General features: G+C 65.2%; 21 protein-coding genes. 19 read left to right on the forward strand and 2 right to left on the reverse strand.

Annotation, left to right across the window (positions count from 1 at the left end; all coding sequences use genetic code 11):
- Positions 1 to 18: 18 nt before the first annotated feature.
- The 4 genes from IC762_RS10875 to IC762_RS10890 all read left to right on the forward strand — a co-directional run bounded on the left by IC762_RS10875 (position 19) and on the right by IC762_RS10890 (position 6,741).
- Positions 19 to 1,566: a WS/DGAT/MGAT family O-acyltransferase gene (locus IC762_RS10875; RefSeq protein WP_195788794.1), complete on the forward strand. Its 1,548-nt coding sequence runs from the start codon at positions 19 to 21 to the stop codon at positions 1,564 to 1,566.
- A gap of 12 nt (positions 1,567 to 1,578) precedes the next feature.
- Positions 1,579 to 2,571: an alpha/beta fold hydrolase gene (locus IC762_RS10880; protein ID WP_195788795.1), complete on the forward strand. Its 993-nt coding sequence runs from the start codon at positions 1,579 to 1,581 to the stop codon at positions 2,569 to 2,571.
- A gap of 136 nt (positions 2,572 to 2,707) precedes the next feature.
- Positions 2,708 to 5,941, forward strand: coding sequence for a bifunctional cytochrome P450/NADPH--P450 reductase (locus IC762_RS10885; protein WP_195788796.1), 3,234 nt, complete (start codon positions 2,708 to 2,710; stop codon positions 5,939 to 5,941).
- Positions 5,942 to 6,066: 125 nt separating this feature from the next.
- Complete coding sequence (locus IC762_RS10890) at positions 6,067 to 6,741, forward strand: spermidine synthase (protein ID WP_195790086.1); 675 nt, start codon at positions 6,067 to 6,069, stop codon at positions 6,739 to 6,741.
- A 39-nt stretch (positions 6,742 to 6,780) separates the two neighbouring features.
- On the opposite strand, the gene IC762_RS10895 is transcribed toward IC762_RS10890, so the two are convergent.
- A complete protein-coding gene (locus IC762_RS10895) occupies positions 6,781 to 7,248 on the reverse strand; it encodes a nuclear transport factor 2 family protein (protein ID WP_195788797.1) in 468 nt (155 codons plus the stop codon).
- Positions 7,249 to 7,369: 121 nt separating this feature from the next.
- Positions 7,370 to 8,290, reverse strand: coding sequence for an alpha/beta fold hydrolase (locus IC762_RS10900; RefSeq protein ID WP_195788798.1), 921 nt, complete (start codon positions 8,288 to 8,290; stop codon positions 7,370 to 7,372).
- A 171-nt stretch (positions 8,291 to 8,461) separates the two neighbouring features.
- Between IC762_RS10900 and IC762_RS10905 the strand changes: the two genes are divergently transcribed.
- The 15 genes from IC762_RS10905 (at position 8,462) to iaaH (ending at position 22,313) form a co-directional block, all read left to right on the forward strand.
- On the forward strand, positions 8,462 to 8,845 hold the full coding sequence (locus IC762_RS10905; protein ID WP_195788799.1) for a hypothetical protein: 384 nt from the start codon (positions 8,462 to 8,464) through the stop codon (positions 8,843 to 8,845).
- A complete protein-coding gene (locus tag IC762_RS10910; RefSeq protein WP_195788800.1) occupies positions 8,842 to 9,924 on the forward strand; it encodes a PHA/PHB synthase family protein in 1,083 nt (360 codons plus the stop codon). Before IC762_RS10905 ends, IC762_RS10910 begins: the two co-directional genes overlap by 4 nt.
- 9 nt (positions 9,925 to 9,933) lie before the next feature.
- Entirely contained in the window at positions 9,934 to 10,527 is a 594-nt protein-coding gene (locus IC762_RS10915) for a GNAT family N-acetyltransferase (RefSeq protein ID WP_195788801.1), read from the forward strand.
- A gap of 185 nt (positions 10,528 to 10,712) precedes the next feature.
- Positions 10,713 to 11,189 (forward strand): phasin, encoded by a 477-nt coding sequence (locus IC762_RS10920; RefSeq protein ID WP_195788802.1) that lies wholly within the window; start codon positions 10,713 to 10,715, stop codon positions 11,187 to 11,189.
- A gap of 422 nt (positions 11,190 to 11,611) precedes the next feature.
- Positions 11,612 to 12,895, forward strand: a complete 1,284-nt coding sequence (locus IC762_RS10925; protein WP_195788803.1) for a DUF445 domain-containing protein — start codon at positions 11,612 to 11,614, stop codon at positions 12,893 to 12,895.
- A gap of 207 nt (positions 12,896 to 13,102) precedes the next feature.
- On the forward strand, positions 13,103 to 13,873 hold the full coding sequence (locus IC762_RS10930) for an esterase/lipase family protein (RefSeq protein WP_195788804.1): 771 nt from the start codon (positions 13,103 to 13,105) through the stop codon (positions 13,871 to 13,873).
- A 208-nt stretch (positions 13,874 to 14,081) separates the two neighbouring features.
- Positions 14,082 to 14,951, forward strand: coding sequence for a phenylacetic acid degradation operon negative regulatory protein PaaX (gene paaX / locus IC762_RS10935; protein WP_195788805.1), 870 nt, complete (start codon positions 14,082 to 14,084; stop codon positions 14,949 to 14,951).
- A 76-nt stretch (positions 14,952 to 15,027) separates the two neighbouring features.
- Positions 15,028 to 16,020: a 1,2-phenylacetyl-CoA epoxidase subunit PaaA gene (paaA, locus tag IC762_RS10940; RefSeq protein WP_195788806.1), complete on the forward strand. Its 993-nt coding sequence runs from the start codon at positions 15,028 to 15,030 to the stop codon at positions 16,018 to 16,020.
- Between the two features lie 12 nt (positions 16,021 to 16,032).
- Positions 16,033 to 16,320 (forward strand): 1,2-phenylacetyl-CoA epoxidase subunit PaaB, encoded by a 288-nt coding sequence (paaB, locus tag IC762_RS10945; RefSeq protein ID WP_066504298.1) that lies wholly within the window; start codon positions 16,033 to 16,035, stop codon positions 16,318 to 16,320.
- 113 nt (positions 16,321 to 16,433) lie between these two features.
- A complete protein-coding gene (paaC, locus tag IC762_RS10950; protein WP_195788807.1) occupies positions 16,434 to 17,210 on the forward strand; it encodes a 1,2-phenylacetyl-CoA epoxidase subunit PaaC in 777 nt (258 codons plus the stop codon).
- On the forward strand, positions 17,204 to 17,707 hold the full coding sequence (paaD, locus tag IC762_RS10955) for a 1,2-phenylacetyl-CoA epoxidase subunit PaaD (protein ID WP_195788808.1): 504 nt from the start codon (positions 17,204 to 17,206) through the stop codon (positions 17,705 to 17,707). Before paaC ends, paaD begins: the two co-directional genes overlap by 7 nt.
- Positions 17,708 to 17,834: 127 nt before the next feature.
- Positions 17,835 to 18,914, forward strand: coding sequence for a 1,2-phenylacetyl-CoA epoxidase subunit PaaE (paaE, locus tag IC762_RS10960; protein ID WP_195788809.1), 1,080 nt, complete (start codon positions 17,835 to 17,837; stop codon positions 18,912 to 18,914).
- A gap of 129 nt (positions 18,915 to 19,043) precedes the next feature.
- Positions 19,044 to 19,496, forward strand: a complete 453-nt coding sequence (gene paaI / locus IC762_RS10965; RefSeq protein WP_195788810.1) for a hydroxyphenylacetyl-CoA thioesterase PaaI — start codon at positions 19,044 to 19,046, stop codon at positions 19,494 to 19,496.
- 20 nt (positions 19,497 to 19,516) lie between these two features.
- Positions 19,517 to 20,848 carry a phenylacetate--CoA ligase PaaK gene (paaK, locus tag IC762_RS10970; RefSeq protein ID WP_195788811.1) on the forward strand — a complete coding sequence of 444 codons (1,332 nt, stop codon included), beginning with the start codon at positions 19,517 to 19,519 and terminating at the stop codon, positions 20,846 to 20,848.
- A 34-nt stretch (positions 20,849 to 20,882) separates the two neighbouring features.
- Positions 20,883 to 22,313, forward strand: a complete 1,431-nt coding sequence (iaaH, locus tag IC762_RS10975) for an indoleacetamide hydrolase (protein WP_195788812.1) — start codon at positions 20,883 to 20,885, stop codon at positions 22,311 to 22,313.
- Positions 22,314 to 22,328: the final 15 nt, after the last annotated feature.

Consider the following 22,328-nt stretch of genomic DNA (forward strand, 5'->3'; position numbering starts at 1 on the left):
GACGATCGGGAGGAAATCATGAGCGACGCCAAGAAGCTGTCCTCGCTGGACGCATCGTTTCTGTATCTGGAAACGCCGGAAATGCCGATGCATGTCGGCAGCATGGCGATCTTCCGCCTGCCCGACGGCTACAAGGGCGACTTCTTCGAGGAGTTCAAGGCGATGATCGCAGCAAGGCTGCACATCGCGCCGATCCTCAAAGCCCGCCTGCAGAAGGCGCCGCTCGACATCGACCATCCGTCCTGGGTCGAGGACGACCAGTTCGACATCGACCGCCACATCTTCCGCGCCAGCCTGCCCGCGCCGCGCGACCGCGCGACCCTGGAGCGTATCGTCGGCTGGATGCATGCCAAGCTGTTGAACCGCGCCCGCCCGCTCTGGGAGTTCTACGTGTTCGAGGGCATGAAGGACAACGAGATCGGGCTCTATTCCAAGATGCACCATGCCTGCATCGACGGCGGCGCGGGTGCGGCGCTGACCAGCATGATCTACGATGTGACGCCGGTGCCGCGCGAGATCGAGCCGCCGACCGCCAAGAAGGTGGCGCCGGAGCCGCGCGACATCGCCGCCAACCTGATCGATTCCTATCAGGCGCTCTGGACCCAGCCGTTCGACGCGGCCTCGGCGCCGAAGAGCCTCGAACTGCCGCGTTCCGGCAAGAGCGATCTCGGCTCGATCCTGTTCGACAACGCCATGTTCCAGATCGAGAGCGCGGTGAAGTTCGCCGGCGCCATGCCGACCGTGCTCAAAAGCCTGTCCGAGGTCGTCACCAAGGTCGCCGATCCCCGCTCGCGCGAGAGCCTGCAGGCGATGGCTTCGCCGCCGACCATCCTCAACAAGGCGATCTCGTCGGAGCGCAGCTTTGCCGGCACCTCGATCTCGCTGTCGCGCGCCAAGGCGGTGGCGAAGGCATCCGGCGGCAAGCTCAACGACGTCGTGCTGGCGCTCGCCTCCGGCGTGGTGCGGCGCTATCTGATCAGCCAGGGCGCGCTGCCGAACAAGTCGATGACGGCCGGCGTGCCGATCTCGCTGCGCGAGGAAGGCAATGCCGATTCCAACAACCAGGTGTTCGGCATGATCTGCTCGATCGCGACCGACATCGAGGATCCCCGGAAGCGGCTCGAGACCATCATCGCGCAATCGACCAAGTCCAAGGAGATGTCGCATCCGCTGCGCGCCCTTATGCCGCAGGTCTCCAACGTCTCGATGCTGGGCGCGCCGATCCTGGTGCAGATCATGGCGCTGCTCTACAGCCGCTCCGACCTCTCAAACGTGCTGCCGCCGGCGACCAACATCACGGTCTCCAACGTGCCGGGGCCGCGGCAGACGCTGTATGCCGCGGGTGCGGAGCTGCTGCATATCTTCCCGGTCTCGATCTCGACCCATGGCGTGGCGCTCAACATCACCGTGCAGAGCTACCGCGACCAGCTCGATTTCGGCTTCATCGTGGGCGCCAACATCATTCCCCACGTGCAGGTTTTGTGCGACATGCTTCCGCTCGAGTTCGATGCACTCGAGGCGGCGTTCGCGCCCCCGCCTGCCGACATCAAGGGCGCGGCCGAATAGGGGATTCTGGCCATGATTGACATGCCGCCGCTGCAGTTCGCCGAGACCAACGGCATCCGCATGGGATTTTACGAGGCGGGCCCGAAGACCGACGCGCCGCCGGTGGTGCTTTGCCACGGCTGGCCGGAGCTGGCGTTTTCCTGGCGCCACCAGATCAAGGCGCTGAGCGAGGCCGGCATCCGCGTGATCGCGCCCGATCAGCGCGGCTATGGCGCGACCGACCGGCCGGAGCCGGTCGAGGCCTATGACATGGAGCATCTGACCGCCGACCTCGTCGGCCTGCTCGATCATCTCAAGATCGACAAGGCGATCTTCGTCGGCCATGACTGGGGCGGCTTCGTCGTCTGGCAGATGCCGCTGCGGCACCCCGCGCGCGTCGCCGGCGTCGTCGGCGTCAACACCCCGCATTGGCCGCGCGCGCCGATCGACCCGATCGCGCTGTTCCGCCAGCGCTTCGGCGACCAGATGTACATCGTCCAGTTCCAGGACCCCGCCCGCGGGCCCGACAAGATCTTCGGCAGCCGGGTCGAGCAGACCTTCGACGCCTTCATGCGCAAACCGCTGCCGCGGCCCGCGGAACAGCCGACCGAACCGGTGGCGGGGCTCGGCGCATCGCCGAAGACCAATTTGGCGTTTCCGCAGATGATCGCGGCCTATGACGCCAGGCATGACGCGCGCACGCCGATCCTGTCGGCCGAGGAGAAGAAGGTGTTCGTCGACACCTATGCCAGGACCGGCTTCACCGGCGGCATCAACTGGTATCGCAACTTCACCCGCAACTGGGAGCGCTCGGCGGGGCTCGACCACACCGTGCTGGTGCCGTCGCTGATGATCATGGCCGAGAACGACGCCGTGCTGCCGCCCTCGGCCGCCGACGGCATGGAGAAGCTGGTGCCGGATCTCGAGAAATACCTGGTCAGGGATAGCGGCCATTGGACGCAGCAGGAAAAGCCCGACGAAGTCAGCGCCAAGCTGATCGAGTGGCGTAGAAAGAAATTCGGCTAGACGTCATCCTGAGGTGCGCGCCGGCTTCGGCGCGCCTCGAAGGATGAGAGGGACTGGAGCAAGTGGCCATCCTTCGAGACGCGCGCGTCGCGCGCTCCTCAGGATGACGGCGGGTGGTGAGGGGGCAGTTTCGACAATGGCGTCCGGCAACAGACTGAGTCCGATCCCGCATCCGCCGACGAAACCGGTGGTCGGCAACATGCTGTCGCTGGATTCGACCGCGCCGGTGCAGCATCTGGTCAAGCTCTCCAAGGAGCTCGGGCCGATCTTCTGGCTCGACATGATGGGTGCGCCGATCGTGATCGTGTCCGGCCACGATCTGGTCGAGGAGCTCTCCGACGAGAAGCGGTTCGACAAGGCGGTGCGCGGCTCGCTGCGCCGGGTCCGCGCGGTCGGCGGCGACGGCCTGTTCACGGCCGACACCAGGGAGCCGAACTGGAGCAAGGCGCACAACATACTGATGCAGCCGTTCGGCAACCGCGCCATGCAGTCGTACCACCCGAGCATGGTCGATATCGCCGAGCAGCTGGTCAAGAAATGGGAGCGGATGAATGCCGACGAGGAGATCGACGTCGTCCACGACATGACGGCGCTGACGCTCGACACCATCGGCCTCTGCGGTTTCGACTATCGCTTCAACTCGTTCTACCGCCGCGACTACCACCCCTTCGTGGAGTCGCTGGTGCGCTCGCTCGAGACCATCATGATGACCCGCGGCCTGCCGCTCGAAGGGCTGTGGATGCAGAAGCGGCGCAAGACGTTGACCGAAGACGTCGGCTTCATGAACAAGATGGTCGACGAGATCATCGCCGAGCGGCGCGGCAATACGGCCGCGACCGACGACAAGAAAGACATGCTGGCTGCGATGATGACCGGTGTCGATCGTGCCACCGGCGAGCAGCTCGACGACATCAATATCCGCTACCAGATCAACACGTTCCTGATCGCGGGCCACGAGACCACCTCGGGCCTGCTGTCGTGCACGATCTACGCGCTGCTGAAGCATCCGGAGATCCTGAAGAAGGCCTATGAGGAGGTCGACCGCGTGCTCGGCCCCGATGTCGATGCGAAGCCGACCTATCAGCAGGTGACGCAGCTCACCTACATCACGCAGTGCCTGAAGGAGGCGCTGCGGCTGTGGCCGCCGGCGCCGGCCTATGGCATCGCGCCGCTGGCGGACGAGACCATCGGCGGCAAGTACAAGCTCAAGAAGAACACCTTCATCACCGTGCTGGTGATGGCGCTGCATCGCGACCCCTCGGTCTGGGGCCCGAACCCCGACGTGTTCGATCCCGAGAATTTCAGCCGCGAAGCCGAGGCCAAGCGCCCGCTCAACGCGTGGAAGCCGTTCGGCAACGGCCAGCGCGCCTGCATCGGCCGCGGCTTTGCCATGCACGAGGCGGCACTCGCGATCGGCATGATCCTGCAACGATTCAGGCTGATCGACGTGCATCGCTACCAGATGCATCTGAAGGAGACCCTCACCGTCAAGCCTGACGGATTCAAGATCAAGGTGCGGCCCCGCGAGGACAGGGAACGCGGTGCATTCGCCGGCAGCGCCGCTGCCGTCGCCGCCGTGCCGAAAACGCCGCGCGCGCCGACGACGCGTCCCGGCCACAACACGCCGATGCTGGTGCTCTACGGCTCCAACCTCGGCTCCGCCGAGGAACTGGCGACGCGCATGGCCGACCTCTCCGAGATCAACGGCTTTGCCACCCATCTTGGCCCCCTCGACGACTATGTCGGCAAGCTTCCGGAGGAAGGCGGCGTGCTGATCATCTGCGCTTCCTACAACGGCGCGGCGCCCGACAATGCCACGCAGTTCGCCAAATGGCTCGGCACCGATTTGCCGAAGGACGCGTTCGCCAAGGTGCGCTACGCCGTGTTCGGCTGCGGCAACAGCGATTGGGCCGCGACCTATCAGTCCGTGCCGCGCTTTATCGACGAGCAACTGACCAAGCACGGTGCCCGCGCGGTCTATCCGCGCGGCGAAGGCGATGCGCGCAGTGACCTCGACGGCCAGTTCCAGAAATGGTTTCCCGAAGCGGCCAAGGTCGCGACCAAGGAATTCGGCATCGACTGGAATTTCACCCGCACCGCCGAGGACGAGCCGCTCTACGCGATCGAACCGGTGGCGCAGGGCGCCGTCAACACCATCGTGACCCAGGGCGGCGCGGTGCCGATGAAGGTATTCGCCAACGACGAGCTGCAGACCACGGTCGGAGCCAATCCGTCCGAGCGCTCGACCCGGCATATCGAGGTCGAACTGCCTGCCGGCCTCAGCTATCGCGTCGGCGATCATCTCAGCGTGGTGCCGCGCAACGATCCGACCTTGGTCGATTCCGTCGCGCGCCGTTTCGGCTTCCTCCCTGCCGACCAGATCCGCCTGCAGGTCTCCGAAGGCCGCCGTGCGCAACTGCCGGTCGGCAACGCGGTGTCGGTCGGGCGTCTGCTCACCGAATTCGTCGAGCTGCAGCAGGTCGCGACCCGCAAGCAGATCCAGATCATGGCCGAGCACACACGATGCCCCATGACCAAGCCGAAGCTGATGGCGTTTACGGGTGACGACGATGCGTCCGCCGAGCGCTATCGCAACGAGGTCCTGACCAGGCGCAAATCGGTGTTCGACCTGCTCGAGGAACATCCGGCCTGCGAGCTGCCGTTCCACCTCTATCTCGAAATGCTGTCGCTGCTGGCGCCGCGCTATTATTCGATCTCGTCGTCGCCGGCAGGCCACGCGCAGCGCTGCAGCGTCACCGTCGGCGTGGTGGAGGCGCCCGCAAGCTCCGGCCACGGCATTTACAAGGGCGTCTGCTCGAACTATTTGGCCCGCCGCCGCGCCGGCGACACCGTCCATGCCACGGTCAAGGAGACCAAGGCAGGCTTCCGCCTGCCGGACGACAACGCCGTGCCGATCATCATGATCGGACCGGGCACCGGCCTGGCACCGTTCCGCGGCTTCCTGCAGGAGCGCGCCGCGCGGCGCGCGCAGGGCGCGAGCCTCGGGCCGGCGCTGCTGTTCTTCGGCTGCCGCCATCCGGAGCAGGATTTCATCTATGCCGACGAGCTGAAGGCGTTCGCGGCCGATGGGATCGCGGAACTGCATACGGCCTTCTCGCGTGCCGACGGGCCGAAGACCTATGTGCAGCATCTCGTTGCCGCTGAGAAAGATCGGGTCTGGGATCTGATCGGGAAGGGCGCGATCGTCTATGTCTGCGGCGACGGCGGCAAGATGGAGCCGGATGTCAAGGCGACCTTGATGTCGATCTATCGTGAGCGCAACGGGGTCGACGAAGCTGCCTCCGTTCGCTGGATCGAGGAGATGGGCGCGAAGAACCGCTACGTCCTCGACGTCTGGGCGGGCGGATAGGCGCGGATTGTAGGGTGGGCAAAGCGAAGCGCGCCCACCATCACAAGCACGCCGTGGATGGTGGGCACGTCGCTTGCGCTCCTTTGCCCACCCTACTCCTCGACGCGCATGCTACAAGCCATCCCATGATTCCGTGGGAAAAAATCGATACGGCGCGGGTTCCCGGCACTGACGATGAACTGCGCCTGATGCGGCGCGGCCGCGAGTTCTCGATCATGCTCGGCACCAACGAACTGATGAACAGCCGTCTGTCGGGCTCGGAAGCGGCGCTGGCGACGCTCGCTGCGAAGCAGATCGAGAAGGTGCCAAGGCCGCATGTGCTGATCGGCGGGCTCGGCATGGGCTTTACCCTGCGGGCTGCGCTCACCGTGCTCGGACGCGAGGCGCGTATCGTGGTGGCGGAGTTGGTGCCGGCGGTCGTCGCTTGGGCGCGTGGCCCGATGGCAGAGATCTTCGGCGACAGCCTTGAAGATCCGCGAGTGAGCATCCGGGAGGTGGACGTCGCCGATTTGATCGAGCGGCATCCACTTGCTTTCGATGCCATCCTGCTCGATGTCGACAACGGCCCGGAGGGACTGACCCGCAAGGCCAATGACGCACTCTACGATGTCGCCGGGCTCAGGATCGCGCACACCGCGTTGCGCCGCGGCGGTGTGCTCGCGGTCTGGTCGTCCGGGCCGAATGTGAGGTTTCCGAAGTCGCTCCGCCAGGTCGGGTTCGCGGTCAACGAAATCGCCGTGCGCGCCACCGGCAGAGGCGGCGGCGCCCGCCACGTGATCTGGATCGCGGTGAAGGAGTAACGCGCGGATAACACCCGCCGTCATCCACCGGCAGTCGTCTCAGAACATCGTGTTGTTGTTGGCCGGGGTCTCCGGGACCGGCTGCACCACGTCCCAATGCTCGACGATCTTGCCGTTCTCCAGCTTGAAGATGTCGACGATGGCGTTGCCGCGGGTGCCCGGCTCGCGCACCGCATGGACGTGCAGGATCACGTAGTCGCCATCGACGAAGGAACGCTTGATCTCGCTGTGCGAGTTCGGAAATTTTTCGCGCAGGAAGGCGATGAACTTGCGGAAGCCATCCGGGCCGTCGCTGGCGCCGGGATTGTGCTGCACGTAGCGGTCGCCGACATAGGCGAGCGCCGCATCGGCATCCTTCTGGTTCAGCCCCTTCTCGTAGAACGCCAGCACCGCCTTGCGGTTGGCTTCCTGCTGCGCCTCATTCGGTGCCGCGATCGCCGGGGATGCGGCGAACGCAAGCAGCATGGCGGCGGCGATGGCCGCCCGCGGCCGGAGGAGGATGTTCATTGAGGGGCTCCCGGTGACTGATCGCGCACGACTTCGCACGCTGTGCCGCGCTCTCTACAGGCTCCGTTGGCGGGCCGGAAGTGCGTACCTCGATCTCACAAGGTCACTTTCAGGAACCTGCCTATGCGGCCTTCGCCACCGCCCGATGCGCGTGCTCGTCGATCGCGCCGATGATCTGCGGCCACATCGGGATCGGCAGGGCATGGCCCATGCCCTCGACCATCAGGAGCCTGGCGCCCGGGATCGACGCCGCGGTGTCCTTGCCGCCGTCGGGGTGCACCAGAGGATCGACCGTGCCGTGGATCACCAGCGTCGGCGCCTTGACGCCGGCGAGCCGCTGCTTGCGGCTGCCGGACGCCAGGATGGCGCGAAGCTGGCGGCCGACGCCGGCCGGGTTGAGGCCGCGCTCATAGGTGCGCCGCGCGCGCGCCGGGTCGAGCGCTTCGTCCTCCGGGAACGAACCGTTGCGCAGCACCTTCCAGGTCTGCGCGAAGCGCGCGAAATATTCCTCCTTGGTCGCCGGCGGCGGCGCCATCAGCACCGCGCCCGCCTCGCGGGTCGGCCCCGGTATCTTGGGATTGCCCGTGGTCGACATGATCGAGGTCAGCGAGCGCACGCGCTCGGGAAAGGTGATCGCGATCTCCTGCGCGATCATGCCGCCCATCGAGGCGCCGACGATATGCGCCGACCGGATGCCGAGCGCGTCCATCAGCGCGATCGTGTCGGTTGCCATATCGTGCAGCCGGTAGGGCGCCGCGACCGGAATCTTGAGCAAGCGCAGCTTGAGGAGCTCGAGCGCAGTCAGCCGCTTGCCGCCGCTCAGATGCGAGGACTTGCCGATGTCCCGGTTGTCGAAGCGGATGACGCGGAAGCCGCGCGCGGCGAGCTGCCGGCAGAAATCATCATCCCAATGGATCATCTGCGCGCCGAGACCCATGATCAGCAGCAGCGGCTCGGCGTTCGCATCACCGAAGATCTCGTAGCAGATGTCGATGCCGTTGGCGTGGACGGTCTGCGGCGGCTGATGGGCAGGCGTGGTCAAGGGCGTCCCCTTTCAGGTCGTGCGGCGAGGGACCTGTATGCCATGGTTTGACGCAGTGCAGAAGGCCTTCGACGTCGCGCTCACAGCGTGGAGTTGACCGATCATCTGCAACGGTGTCGTATGGTGTGAAAGTGGAAGCGCGGCAAGCGCTCGGAATTGGAGGAGCGCGGAATGGCCGACAAGGGCAACGACCCTGCCGTGATCTGGCAGACGTTGATTGGCGAGATGGAGAAGGGGTTCAACTCGTTCGGCAGCCAGCTGATGGCATCGCCGGAATTCTCCAGGATGATGAATCAGGCCGGTGGTGCGGCGGCCGGGGCGCAGAAGCAGTTCTCCGAGGCAATGGAGAAATATCTCTTGGCGATGAACCTGCCGAGCCGTGCCCAGCTCGTCGGCATGGCCGAGCGGCTGCAGTCGATCGAGGGCCAGCTTGGCGAGATCAAGTCGCTGCTGCAGCAGGTGCACCACAATTCGCTGGCGCCGGAGGATGGTTACGGCGCCACGCCGCGTCCGCCGCGCACCAAGCGTCCGCCATCGGAGGGAGGGGCGACATGAACGCTCCCACCGGCTTTGACGTCGCTTCGATCGCGGAACGCGTTCAGTCCGAGGTGCAGCGCGCGATCCAGCGCAGCATCAAGGGCGTCGAGTATTTCTCGACCTCCGGCCCTTCGCTCGGCGAGACGCCGAAGGATGTGCTGTATTCGCGCGGCACCATGAACCTCTATCACTACCGGCCGCAGGCGAGCGAAGTCTACCGCGTGCCGGTGCTGATCGTAATGGCGACCACCAATCGCGGCTACATCCTCGATCTGGTGCCGGGGCAAAGCTTCATCGAATTCCTGCTCAAGCACGGCTACGACGTCTACATGCTGGACTGGACCGCGCCCAAGCCGGAAGAGAAATCGCTGCGCATGGAGGACTACGTCCTCGACTTCATCCCGGACTCGATCCGCCGCGTGCAGCAGGATTCCGGCGAGCAGGACATCTCCGTCATCGGCTACTGCTTCGGCGGCGTGCTGTCGCTGCTCTATGGCTCGATCTTCAAGGACGGGCCGATGAAGAATCTGATCTGCTTCACCACGCCGATCGATTTCCGCGAGATGAAGCTGTTCTCGAATTTCGCCGACCGCCGCTACTTCGATGTCGACCGCCTGATCGACAGCGTCGGCAACATGCCGCCCGAGTTGATCCTGCAATCGTTCGACATGCTGCGGCCGGCCTCGCGGGTGGCGGGCCAGGTGCAGCTCTGGGACAATATCTGGAACGACGAGTTCGTGAAGTCGTACCGGATGTTCGACCGCTGGGCGACCGACACGCTGCCGCTCGCCGGCGAATATTTCCGCGCCATCACCAAGGACCTGATGTGGGACAACAAGCTTTACAACGACACCATGAGCGTCGGCGGCCGCGAGGCGAAGCTCGCCGACATCAAGGTGCCGATCCTGCATGCGGTCGCCGAGCACGATCACATCGTGCCGTATGATGCGGCCAAGCATCTGATCACCAAGATCGGCTCCGAGGACAAGGAGGAGGTGATGCTGAAAGGCGGTCACGTCTCGCTCGTTGCCGGCGCCAACGCCATCAAGCGGCTATGGCCGAAGCTGGATTCCTGGTTGGGCAAGAGATCGACATAAGAGAGCGAGATGACCGAACAACGTTCCTACCCGCGCCACGTCAAGACCGAGGCCGGCGACATCGAGTTCCGCCTGATGAATCGCGCCGACGAGGCCGCGGTGCTGGCCTTCGCGCAAAAGCTGCCGACGCATGATTTGCTATTCCTGCCGCGCAACATCTCTCAGCCGAAGGTGCTGTCGGCCTGGGTCAACGAGATCGAGCGCGGCGACATCACAAGCCTGCTCGCGGTCAAGGACGGCAAGGTGGTCGGCTGCGGCACCCTGGTGCGCGATCCGCACTCCTGGTCGCCGCATGTCGGCGAAATCAGGATGGTGGTGTCGCTCGACGTCCGTGGGCAGGGTGTCGGCCGGGCGCTGTCGCAGGAGACTTTCGCCATCGCGCTGGGGGCGGGGCTGGAGAAGTTCTCGGTGCAGATGACGGTCGACCAGCGGGCGGCGATCGCGCTGTTCGAAAGCCTCGGCTTCAAGGCGGAGGCCCTGCTGCGCGACCACGTCCGGGACGTCGAGGGCAGGACGCACGACATCGTCGTGCTCGGGCACAATGTGGCGCAGGTTCGGGCCCAGATGGAGGCCTACGGGCTGCCGGGGGCGGTTCAGGCGTAGCATTGTACCTTTATTTGCCTATCCAGGCGGCAGATTGCTCGATTTTATTGCTATTCACGGGTTCGTGATATCGCGCTGCAACATTGATATTGCGGCGCACCATTAACTGTGGCACAACACTCGTGCCCCGGGCCAATCCGGACGGGGTGAGCCCATAGCTCAAACCTGAGGATGGAGAGACCCCAATGACCACCGAAACCAATTCCGTGCTGAACAGCGTCAAGGAAGCCTTCGCGCCCGTCACCGAGGCGTTCACCAAGCTCCAGAACATGGAAGTTCCGGAAGCCGCCCGTGAGTTCGTGAAGAAGCAGGCCGAGACCGCCAAGACCCGCGCCGCCGACGCTTATGCCGGCTCCGAGAAGGTCACTGCCGTGATCGAGTCCGCCGTCGCCGGTTCGGTCAGCGAGGCCGCCAAGATCAGCCGCAACATCCAGCAGGCGATCTACCAGGACACCGAGGCGTTCTTCAACGGCATCGACAAGCTCGTTTCCGCCAAGTCGCTGAGCGAAGCCGCCCAGATCCAGTCGGACCTGGTCCGCGCCCGCGGTGAGACGTTCGTCTCGCGCGCCAAGGCGACCTCGGAGTACCTCGGCAAGCTCGTCGCCGACGGTGCGAAGACCGCGCAGGACAATCTTGCCAAGGTCTACGGCAAGACCGCCTGATCCGCGCGCGTCCGATCAACTTCCCATTTCGAAGGCCCGCCGTTTCGCGGGCCTTCTTTTTGTCTCCTCGGCGTCATCCTGAGAGGATGTGAGGCTATGTCCTCATCCACCGCTGTCATCGCCCGGCCTGTGCGCAATTGCGCACATGGACCGGGCGACCCAGTACGCCGCGGCCCATCGGCTCAAGCACAGCCGCCTCTGGAATACTGGATCACCCGCATGCGCGGGTGATGACACCGAATGAGATGGGTAGACCAACCCCGTCATCCTGAGGTGCGAGCCGTCTTCGGCGAGCCTCGAAGGATGGAGGCGTCCACGGTGCCTGCGGCCATCCTTCGAGGCGCGCCAAAGCTGCGCGCACCTCAGGATGACGCCAATGTGTGCGGCGCCTATGTAAGGGTAGCCTTCGTCCGAGAGTTGCCATGACCCTTCCCGCCACCCTTGCCGCAACACAAGTCGACGTCGAACGCGCGGCCGAGCTGCGGCGCGTGAAGTGGCTGGCGACCGGCGTGCTGGCGGCAACCCTCATCATCTTCATCGCCGCGAAGGCGCTGTTGCCGGTGCATCCCGTGTTCGGCTTCATCGCGGCGTTTGCGGAGGCCGCGACCATCGGCGGGCTCGCCGACTGGTACGCCGTCGTCGCCCTGTTCAAGCGACCGCTGGGGCTGCCGATCCCGCACACCGCGATCATCCAGAGCAATCAGCAACGCATCGCCGAGAAGCTCGGCGAATTCATCGAAAACAATTTCCTGGAATCCGGTCCGGTCGAAGCCAAGCTGCGCGAGATCGATTTCGGCTCCTTCATCGCCGACTGGCTGCGCGACCGCAAGCGGGCCGAGGACCTCGCACGCTTCGTGCTGCGGATGCTGCCCGAGGCGCTGTCGGCGACCGAGAGTTCCGGCCTGATGCAGTTCATCAGCCGCCGCGTCACGACGCAGATCCTCGCGGTCGATGTCGCGCCGCTTGCCGCCGGCGCGCTGCGCGGCTTCGTGCAGGAGGGCAGGCATGGCGGCCTGCTCGACGACCTCCTGCGCGTGCTGCACCAGACCTTGACGCAGAAGGAGACCATGGCGGTCATCCGCGACAAGGTCCGCGCCGAGATGCCGACGCTCTTGCGGCTTTACCGCGCCGACAAGTTCGTGGTGAACCGGATCATCGCATCGGCCACGAAGTTTTTCGAGGAGGTGCGCAACGATCCCGCGCATCCGTTCCGCGGCGAGTTCGACCGCATGCTGCTGTCCTTTGTCGACCGGCTCGGCGGCGACAAGGCATTTGCCGACCGCATCGACGGCCTCAAGCGCGACCTGATGGCCCGGCCCGAGCTCGCCAATCTCGGGCGCACGATCTGGGCCAACGTCAAGGATTTCCTCGAACGCAGCGCCTCGGGCGAATCGCAGGTGCTGCAGCATCAGCTCGGGCGGATGTTCACCGAAGCCGGCGATGCGCTGGCCGGCGACGCCGAGCTGCGCGGCGAGATCAACCAGGGGCTCGTCGCCATCCTGCGCAGCGTCGTGGCCGAGCAGAAAAGCGGCGTCTCGACCTTCATCGCCGACCAGATGAAGAGCTGGGACATGGAGCAGTTGATCGCGCTGATCGAGGTCAATGTCGGCAAGGACCTGCAATACATCCGCTTCAACGGCTCGCTGATCGGCGGCCTTGCAGGATTGGCGCTTTACACGCTGGAATATGCGCTCCGGCTGCTGTGACCGACAGGGCACGCCGTCACTTTGAGTTGTGCAGTGTGGGATGGACCGCTTGCACCAAACGGATCAGTTCCCTAGCTTTTACATTGGATGGGCGAATTGCTGCGTTGCGGAACGATTTCGCGGCGTGTGAGTCAATCTTATTGACCTAATCCCGTTGTCGCTTCGCTGGCTGCCGGTCGCAGCAATCGCTTTGAAACAGGAGCTGAAATGTCCGTTGCTGCGCAGACGCTACGCCCGCCGTCCAGGACGCTGATGTTCCTGGAGGGCCGCGCCATTCACGAGCTCGGTGCCTTCCTCGGTGCGCTGCCGCTGCTCAGCCTCGCGCCGCGCGGCGATGGACATCCGGTGCTGGTGCTGCCCGGGCTGATCGCGTCCGACATGTCGACCCGGCCGCTGCGCGACTTCCTCCGCAGCAAGGGCTACGCCGTGAGCGGCTGGCGTCAGGGCCGCAACCTCGGGCTTCGCACCGGCGTGCAGGACGGCATGGTCGACCTGCTGCAGGAGATGAACGAAACCAGCGGCCGCAAGGTCTCGCTGATCGGCTGGAGCCTCGGCGGCCTCTATGCGCGCCAGCTCGCCAAGATGATGCCGGAGCGGGTGCGCCAGGTGATCACGCTGGGCAGCCCGTTTGCCGCCGGCCCGAAGTCGACCAACGCCTGGCAGGTCTATGAGATGGCGAGCGGCCGTCGCGCCGAAGAAGAGGATTCGCGTTTCGGCGGCGCGCTCGCCAGCGCGCCTCCGGTGCCGACCACCGCAATCTTCAGCCGCACCGACGGCGTCTGCGCCTGGCAGGGCTGCCGCGAGCAGGTCTCGTCGATGACCGACAGCATCGAGGTCGAGAGCAGCCATTGCGGCATGGGCCATCATCCCGCCGCGGTCTACGCCGTCGCCGATCGCCTTGCGCAGAAGGAGGGCGCCTGGGCGCCGTTCGATCGCAGCGGCTGGCGCAGCATGGTCTATCCGGACCCGAACCGCTGAACCTTCGCAAAGTGTCGCTTCACCTCGCCCCGCTTGCGGGGAGAGGTCGGATTGCGAAGCAATCCGGGTGAGGGGGAGTCTCCACGAATTCGTCTCTCACCAGTGCTGCGGAGAGCCCCCCTCATCCCAACCTTCTCCCCGCACGCGGGGAGAAGGGGAAGACAAGCCCGCATTGTCGTTCCCCGACAAAACGCGCTATGCGTGGCGCATGCCGCAGCCGCTTGCCCGCATCATCGACCAATTGAAGCGTGAGCCCTCACGCACGGGCTCGATCATCATCACCGTGTTCGGCGACGCCATCGTGCCGCGCGGCGGTGCGGTGTGGCTCGGCACGCTGTTGGAATTCTTCCAGTCGCTCGATATCGACGGCAACGTGGTGCGCACCGCGATGTCGCGGCTTGCCGCCGACGGCTGGCTCGAGCGCAGCAAGGTTGGCCGCAACAGCTTCTACCGGCTGAACGCCAGGGGCCGGCAGACCTTCGATACCGCGACGAAACACATCTACGATCCGCCGCCGTCGGACTGGACCGGCCGCTTCGAGCTGCTGCTGATCGGCAGTGCCGAGGATCGCGACGCCTCGCGCGAGGCCTTGAAGAACGCCGGCTTCGGCAGTCCGCTGCCCGGGGTGTGGGTCGCGCCGTCGGGCGTGCCGATTCCCGACGAGGCATCGCGCGCGATCCGCCTCGAAGTCTCGGCCGAAGACGACAGCGGACGTCGGCTGCTCAGCGAAAGCTGGCCGCTCGATCGCACGCGGGACGCCTATCTGAAGTTCATGAAGACGTTCGAGCCGCTGCACGGCTGGATGATGCGCGGCGACAAGCTGACCGACGCCGAGGCCTTCACCGCGCGGATTCTTCTGATCCATCACTACCGCCGCGTCGTGCTGCGCGACCCGCTGCTGCCGGCGCCTTTGCTGCCGAGGGATTGGCCGGGCAGGGCGGCGCGAAAGCTCTGCGGCGAGATCTATCGGGGAATACTTTCGGCGTCGGAACAATGGCTTGACGACCATGCAACCAATGAGGACGGCCCGCTGCCGAGGCCCAACGGGGCCGTGGCGCGCCGCTTTGAGGGTGCGTGAACATATTACAAAAATAACTTGAAATTCAAAAATAGTGTTATATATTTCTGCCTAACAACACAGCGGGAGGTCGGCCATGTATACGCAGGCGCTCAACTCATCCGATGGCGACGATCGCGGCATCGAGGATGCTGCCCGCGCAGCCCAGTTCCAGGCGCGCATCGATGCCGACGAGCGCATCGAGCCGAACGACTGGATGCCGGCCGCCTACCGCAAGACGCTGACCCGGCAGATCTCCCAGCACGCCCATTCCGAAATCGTCGGCATGCTGCCCGAGGGCAACTGGATCACCCGCGCGCCGTCGCTGCGCCGCAAGGCCGCGCTGCTGGCAAAAGTGCAGGACGAATGCGGCCACGGCCTGTATCTGTACGCCGCCGCCGAGACGCTCGGCACCTCGCGCGAGGAGCTGGTCGACGGCATGCTGTCCGGCAAGGCCAAATATTCCTCGATCTTCAACTATCCGACGCTGACCTGGGCCGACATCGGCACCATCGGCTGGCTGGTCGACGGCGCGGCGATCATGAACCAGATCCCGCTGTGCCGCTGCTCCTACGGGCCCTATGCGCGCGCGATGATCCGCGTCTGCAAGGAAGAATCGTTCCACCAGCGTCAGGGCTTCGAGATCATGGTGACGCTGTGCCGCGGCACCACGGAGCAGAAGGCGATGGCGCAGAATGCGCTCGATCGCTGGTGGTGGCCGGTGCTGATGATGTTCGGCCCGCCGGACCAGGCGAGCCAGCACAGCGACACCTCCACCAGGTGGAAGATCAAGCGCTTCTCCAATGACGAGCTGCGCCAGAAATTCGTCGATGCCACCGTGCCGCAGGCGCAATATCTCGGGCTGACCATTCCCGACCCCGGCATGAAGCAGAACGCCAACGGCAACTGGGAATACAGCGCGATCGACTGGGACGAGTTCAAGCAGGTGCTGGCCGGCAACGGTCCCTGCAACCGTGATCGCCTTGCCGCGCGCCGCAAGGCCCATGACGAGGGCGCCTGGGTGCGCGAGGCCGCTTCCGCCTATGCCGAGAAGCGCAAGAGCCGCCAGCTCGCGCAAGCCGCCGAATAAGGGATCTCAGCCATGGCCACGCCGAACACCCCGCTCTGGGAAGTCTTCATCCGCAGCCGCAACGGCCTCGCGCACAAGCACGTCGGCTCGCTGCACGCGACCGACGCCACGCTGGCGCTGCAGGCAGCGCGCGACATCTACACCCGTCGCGGCGAGGGCCTCTCGATCTGGGTGGTGCCGTCGAATGCGATCACCGCCTCCGATCCGTCCGAGAAGGGCATGATGTTCGAGCCGGCGGAGTCGAAGATCTACCGTCATCCGACGTTTTACGATGTGCCCGACGAAGTCGGGCATATGTGACCCCTTGCCGTCATTGCGAGCGTAGCGAAGCAATCCATGCTTCAGCGCACGCGGTACGATGGATTGCTTCGTCGCTTCGCTCCTCGCAATGACGAAAACAACGAGCTGATCAAATGGCCGTCGCCAACATCAAAGTCTCCGAAACGCCGCTGGTGCTCTATGCGCTGCGCCGTGCCGATGATGCGCTGATCCTTGGCCACCGCCTCTCCGAATGGTGCGGTCACGCGCCGGCGCTGGAGGAGGACATGGCGCTGGCCAATACGGGGCTCGACCTGCTCGGCCAGGCCCGCGAGCTGTACACCTATGCCGCCAAGGTCGAAGGCAAGGATAATGACGAAGACAAGTTCGCCTATCTGCGCGACGTACGCCAGTATCGCAACCTGCTGCTGCTCGAGCAGCCGAACGGCGACTTCGCCCGCACCATCGTGCGGCAGTTCTTCTACGCGGCGTTCGCCGACCTCTACTGGCGCGCGATGATGGCGTCATCCGATCCGACGCTGGCCGCGATCGCGGCCAAGTCGGAGAAGGAGAGCGCCTATCATCTGCGGCATACGTCGGAATGGATCGTTCGTCTCGGCGACGGCACCGAGGAGAGCCATCGCCGCGCGCAGACTGCGATTGACGACCTCTGGGCCTATACCGGCGAGATGTTTGCGGTCGACGACAGCGAGCGCGGCCTGATCGACGATCGTATCGTGGTCGACCCGGCCACGTTGCAGCCGCGCTGGCTGAAAACCGTCACCGGCATCGTCGACGAGGCGACGCTGGCGCTGCCGTCCAGCAACTGGATGCAGCAGGGCGGCCGCAGTGGCCGGCACAGCGAGCATCTCGGCCATCTCCTCAGCGAGTTGCAATCGATGCAGCGGACCTTTCCGGGGGCGACATGGTGACCGCAGCCCTCAGCGATGCCGACCTTTGCGCGCGTGCCTGGAGCGCCGCGGCGCAGGTGGTCGATCCGGAAATCCCGGTACTGACCATCGCCGATCTCGGCGTGCTGCGCGATGTGCAAGTCAGCGACGGCCATGTCGAGGTCGCGATCACGCCGACCTATTCCGGCTGCCCCGCCATGAACATGATCGCGCTCGAGATCGAGCTGGCGCTGGAGCGCGAGGGCATTCACCGGCCGAAGGTCCGCACCGTGCTGTCACCGGCCTGGACCACCGACTGGATGAGCGAGGATGGCCGCCGCAAGCTCAGGGACTACGGTATCGCGCCGCCGCAGCCCGGCTCGTCGCGCCGCGCGCTGTTCGGTGCGCAGAGCGTGACATGCCCGCAATGCGGCTCTGATGAGACCGAGTTGCTGTCCGAATTCGGCTCGACCTCCTGCAAGGCGCTGTGGCGTTGCAGGAGCTGCCGTGAACCCTTCGACTACTTCAAGTGTCATTGACCATGTGCGAATTCCCTGACACACATTCCGTCATTGCGAGGAGCGAAGCGACGAAGCAATCCATCGCTCCGCAAGCGCGGAGGCATGGATTGCTTCGCTTCGCTCGCAATGACGGGGGAAAGAGCTGATGTCCCTCACCCCTCGTTTTCACCGTCTGGCCGTCAACGATCTGCGCCGCGAAGCCACGGACGCAATCTCGATGACCTTTACGATCCCCGACGATCTGCAAGGCGACTATCGCTTCACGCCCGGCCAATATCTGACGTTGCGCACCACGATGGACGGCGAGGAGATTCGCCGCTCCTATTCGATCTGCTCCGGTCCCGATGACGGCGAACTGCGCATCGCCGTGAAGAAGGTCGATGGCGGCGCGTTCTCGAGCTGGGCTGCGGACGAATTGAAGGCCGGCGACGAGCTCGACGTGATGACGCCGACCGGCCGCTTCGGCATCGCGCACGCCGCCGGTGAGGCGCGCACCTATGTCGGCTTCGCCGCCGGCAGCGGCATCACGCCGATCCTCTCGATCGTCAAGGGCGTGCTGGCGCGCGAGCCGGACAGCCGCTTCTTCCTGTTCTACGGCAACCGCTCCGCCGAAGGCATGATGTTCCGCGAGGCGATCGAGGAACTGAAGGATCGCTTCCTGCAACGGTTTTCGGTGTTTCACGTGATCTCCGGCGAGGAGCAGGACATTCCGATCCTCTACGGCCGGCTCGACGGCGACAAGGTACGCGTGCTGCTGCGCTCGCTGGTGCCGGCCGAGACCGTCGATCACGTCTTCATCTGCGGTCCGGCCGCGATGAGCGAGACGATCGAAGCGACCTGCCGCGAGATCGGCATCACGGAGGAGCGCATCCATGTCGAGCGCTTCGTCTCGGAATTCGGCGGCAAGCCGCGGCCCAGGACCGTGGTGCCCGCCGGCGCGCCGCCGAAGGCGGTGGCCGGGCTGATCATCGACGGCAAGCGCCGCGAGGTGCCGGTAGCCGACGGCGAATCGATCCTCGATGCCGCGCTGCGCGCCGGCATGGACCTGCCGTTCGCCTGCAAGGGCGGCATGTGCTCGACCTGCCGCGCCAAGCTCGTCGAAGGCGATGCGCCGATGGATCTGAACTATTCGCTGGAGCCGTGGGAGCTGAAGGCGGGGTTCATCCTCACCTGCCAGGCCAAGCCGTGCTCGGAGAAGGTCGTGGTCGATTACGACCACGTCTAGCTGTCATTCCGGGATGGTCCGAAGGACCAGACCCGGAATCTCGGGATTCCGGGTTCGATGCTGCGCATCGTCCCGGAATGACGATACTCAAGAAGCCCGCGCAAAGGGTCCGCTGACAGGGAGTTCGTTGTGAACGTGAAGGCCACGCTATCGCCCGACGAAGTCGCCCGCGCCTGCGCGGACGCGATGTGGAAGGAGGACGACGCCAGCAAGGGCCTCGGCATGGAGCTTGTCGAGATCAAACCGGGGCTGGCCGTCATGGCCATGACGGTGCAGCCGCACATGGTCAACGGTCAGCGCATCTGCCATGGCGGTTTCATCTTCACGCTGGCCGATTCCGCCTTCGCCTTTGCCTGCAACAGCCACAACGAGCGCGTGGTGGCGGCGCAGGGCAACATCGCCTTCATCCGGCCGGGCAAGCTCGGCGACCGCCTGGTCGCAACCGCGCGCGAGATCTCGCGCAGCGGCCGCTCGGGGATCTACGACGTGCGCGTGACAGCAGGCGAAACCGTGATCGCCGAATTCCGCGGCCATTCGCGGGTGATATCGGGCACATGGCTGCCGACCATTGACAACAAGTGATAACGATTGCGGGGGATGTGATGGCGACGGCAAAGTCGAAGGTCAAGGATGGCGGTTATCACGCCGATCTCGACGCCACTGAGCGCGCCTCGCGCGACGAGATCATGGCGCTGCAGACCAAGCGGCTGGCCTGGTCGCTGAAGCACGCTTACGACAATGTCGCGCACTACAAGAAAAGCTTCGATGCCGCGCGCGTGCACCCGTCCGATTTCAGGCAGCTCTCCGATCTCGCCAAATTTCCGTTCACGGTGAAGACGGACCTGCGCGATAACTATCCCTTCGACATGTTCGCGGTCCCGCGTGAAAAACTGGTCCGCGTCCATGCCTCCTCGGGTACGACCGGCAAGCCGATCGTGGTCGGCTACACCAGGGCCGATATCGACACCTGGTCCGACGTGATGGCGCGCTCGATCCGCGCTGCCGGCGGCCGCACCGGCATGCTGATGCACAATGCCTATGGCTACGGCCTGTTCACCGGCGGCCTCGGCGCGCACTACGGCGCCGAGCGGCTCGGCTGCACGGTGATCCCGATCTCCGGCGGCATGACCGAACGCCAGGTCCAGATCATCAACGATTTCCGGCCGGACATCATCACGGTGACGCCGAGCTACATGCTGGCGATCCTCGACGAGTTCAAGCGGCAGGGGCTCGACCCGCGCAAGTCGTCGCTGAAATTCGGCATCTTCGGCGCCGAGCCCTGGACCAACGCGATGCGCGTCGAGATCGAGCAGGCTTTCGACATGGACGCCACCGACATCTACGGCCTGTCGGAGGTGATCGGTCCCGGCGTGGCGCAGGAATGCGTGGAGACTAAGGACGGCCTACACATCTGGGAGGATCACTTCTACCCCGAAGTGATCGATCCCTTGACCGGCCAGGTGCTTGATGACGGCGAGAAGGGCGAACTGGTGTTCACCTCGCTGACCAAGGAAGGCTTTCCGATCATCCGCTACCGTACCCGCGATCTGACGCGGCTGCTGCCCGGCACGGCGCGGCCCGGGATGCGGCGGATGGAGAAGGTGACGGGGCGCTCCGACGACATGATCATCCTGCGCGGCGTCAACGTGTTCCCGACCCAGATCGAGGAAGCGCTGCTCGCGACCGACTGGTGCGGCGGCCATTTCATCATCGAGCTGACGCGGGAAGGCCGAATGGACGAGATGACGGTGCTCGCCGAGGCCCGTCCCGAGCGTTGGGACGGTGAGGGGCTGACCGCCCATGCCGAGAAGGTCTCGACCTTCATCAAGAATACGATCGGCATTTCGACCCGCGTGAAAGCCGTCGCCCCCGAGACGCTGGAGCGTTCGCTCGGCAAGGCGAAACGTGTTTACGACAAGCGGCCGAAAGAATAGCCTTTCGTCCGCAATCCAGGGGACGCAGGGCTCAATGGCCGACAGCAGTGAGATGACCGCCGCGGAAATCGTGGCCGCGATCCGCGAGAGGAAGCTGACGGCGGTGAGCGTGGTCGAAGCTGCGCTGGATCGCGCCGAACGGCTCAAGCATCTCAACGCCTTCATTGTGCTGAACCGCGACGGCGCGCTCGCCGCCGCGCGCCAGGTCGATGCGGGCGAGCGGACCGGCCCGCTCGCGGGTCTTCCTGTTGCCATCAAGGACAACATCAATACATCAGGTCTGCCGACCTCGGGCGGCACGCCGGCGCTGCGACATGCGCGGCCGGCGCGCAATGCGCCTTCGCTGCAAAAGCTGCTCGATGCCGGCGTGATCATGATCGGCAAGACCAATCTGCATGAGCTGGCCTTCGGCATCACCAGCACCAACCTTGCGCCGTTCGCCGGGCCGGTGAGAAATCCATACGACACGACACGAATTCCCGGCGGCTCGTCGGGCGGCACATCGGCGGCGATTGCCGCGCGCATCGTCACCTGCGGCCTCGGATCCGACACCGGCGGCTCGACCCGCGTGCCGGCGGCGCTGACCGCAACCGTTGGGCTGCGGCCATCCGTCGGCAATGGCGGCGCCGAGCGACGCTACCATGATGACAATCAGGTGGTTCCGATCAGCCATACCCGCGACACCGTCGGCCCGATGGGCCGCACCGTGGCGGATGTCGCGCTGCTCGATTCCGTGATCACGGGCACGTCGCTTGCCACCGCTATTCCGTTGAGGGGCGTCCGCCTCGGCATTCCCGCGTGTTTCTGGAGCGGTCTCGATCGCGACGTCGAGGCGGTCGCCCGCGCGGCGTGCGCAAGGCTTGCGGAGGCCGGCGTGGTGCTGGTCGATATCGACATGCCCGATCTGTTCGCGCAGAACGAGAAGGTGTCGTTCGTGGTCGCGTTGCATGAGCCGATCGCCGATATCCCGGCCTGGCTCGCCGCATCCGGGATCAAGGGCATCACGCTCGCCGACATTGCAGCCGGCGTCGCCAGCCCCGACGTCGTCGGTGCGTTCGGCGCCATCACCGCCGATGCCTTTGGCGGCGCCTATGACGATGTGATGGCGGTGCAGCGGCCGGCGTTGCAGGCGATCTATGCAGCCTATGTCGCGGACAACAGGCTGGATGGCATCCTGTTTCCGACCTGCATTGCTCCTGCACCGGTGATCGACGCGACCAACGGCTCCGGCGAGATGTCGGTCAATGGCGGCCCGATGATGCCGGCCTTCGGCACCATGATCCGCAACACCGATCCCGGCAGCAATGCCGGGCTTCCCGGCCTGTCGCTTTATGCCGGCATGACGCCTGATGGATTGCCGGTCGGGCTCGAGATCGATGGTCCCGTGGGCTGTGACGTGAGGCTGCTCGGACTGGGGCTTTCGATCGAGGCGATCCTGGGCTCGGCACCGCCACCTAAACTCTGACCCGTCATCGCTACA

The organism is Bradyrhizobium genosp. L, assembly GCF_015624485.1.
Lineage (GTDB): Bacteria > Pseudomonadota > Alphaproteobacteria > Rhizobiales > Xanthobacteraceae > Bradyrhizobium.

Coding starts and splice junctions, on each gene's coding strand:
- paaK (WP_195788811.1), top strand. CDS start 19,517: ATGGCGACGGCAAAGTCGAAGGTCAAGGATGGCGGTTATCACGCCGAT.
- IC762_RS10885 (WP_195788796.1), top strand. CDS start 2,708: ATGGCGTCCGGCAACAGACTGAGTCCGATCCCGCATCCGCCGACGAAA.
- paaB (WP_066504298.1), top strand. CDS start 16,033: ATGGCCACGCCGAACACCCCGCTCTGGGAAGTCTTCATCCGCAGCCGC.
- paaX (WP_195788805.1), top strand. CDS start 14,082: ATGCCGCAGCCGCTTGCCCGCATCATCGACCAATTGAAGCGTGAGCCC.
- paaE (WP_195788809.1), top strand. CDS start 17,835: ATGTCCCTCACCCCTCGTTTTCACCGTCTGGCCGTCAACGATCTGCGC.
- IC762_RS10875 (WP_195788794.1), top strand. CDS start 19: ATGAGCGACGCCAAGAAGCTGTCCTCGCTGGACGCATCGTTTCTGTAT.
- iaaH (WP_195788812.1), top strand. CDS start 20,883: ATGGCCGACAGCAGTGAGATGACCGCCGCGGAAATCGTGGCCGCGATC.
- paaD (WP_195788808.1), top strand. CDS start 17,204: ATGGTGACCGCAGCCCTCAGCGATGCCGACCTTTGCGCGCGTGCCTGG.
- IC762_RS10905 (WP_195788799.1), top strand. CDS start 8,462: ATGGCCGACAAGGGCAACGACCCTGCCGTGATCTGGCAGACGTTGATT.
- IC762_RS10920 (WP_195788802.1), top strand. CDS start 10,713: ATGACCACCGAAACCAATTCCGTGCTGAACAGCGTCAAGGAAGCCTTC.
- IC762_RS10915 (WP_195788801.1), top strand. CDS start 9,934: ATGACCGAACAACGTTCCTACCCGCGCCACGTCAAGACCGAGGCCGGC.
- IC762_RS10910 (WP_195788800.1), top strand. CDS start 8,842: ATGAACGCTCCCACCGGCTTTGACGTCGCTTCGATCGCGGAACGCGTT.
- paaA (WP_195788806.1), top strand. CDS start 15,028: ATGTATACGCAGGCGCTCAACTCATCCGATGGCGACGATCGCGGCATC.
- IC762_RS10930 (WP_195788804.1), top strand. CDS start 13,103: ATGTCCGTTGCTGCGCAGACGCTACGCCCGCCGTCCAGGACGCTGATG.
- IC762_RS10880 (WP_195788795.1), top strand. CDS start 1,579: ATGATTGACATGCCGCCGCTGCAGTTCGCCGAGACCAACGGCATCCGC.
- IC762_RS10925 (WP_195788803.1), top strand. CDS start 11,612: ATGACCCTTCCCGCCACCCTTGCCGCAACACAAGTCGACGTCGAACGC.
- IC762_RS10895 (WP_195788797.1), bottom strand. CDS start 7,248: ATGAACATCCTCCTCCGGCCGCGGGCGGCCATCGCCGCCGCCATGCTG.
- paaC (WP_195788807.1), top strand. CDS start 16,434: ATGGCCGTCGCCAACATCAAAGTCTCCGAAACGCCGCTGGTGCTCTAT.
- IC762_RS10890 (WP_195790086.1), top strand. CDS start 6,067: ATGATTCCGTGGGAAAAAATCGATACGGCGCGGGTTCCCGGCACTGAC.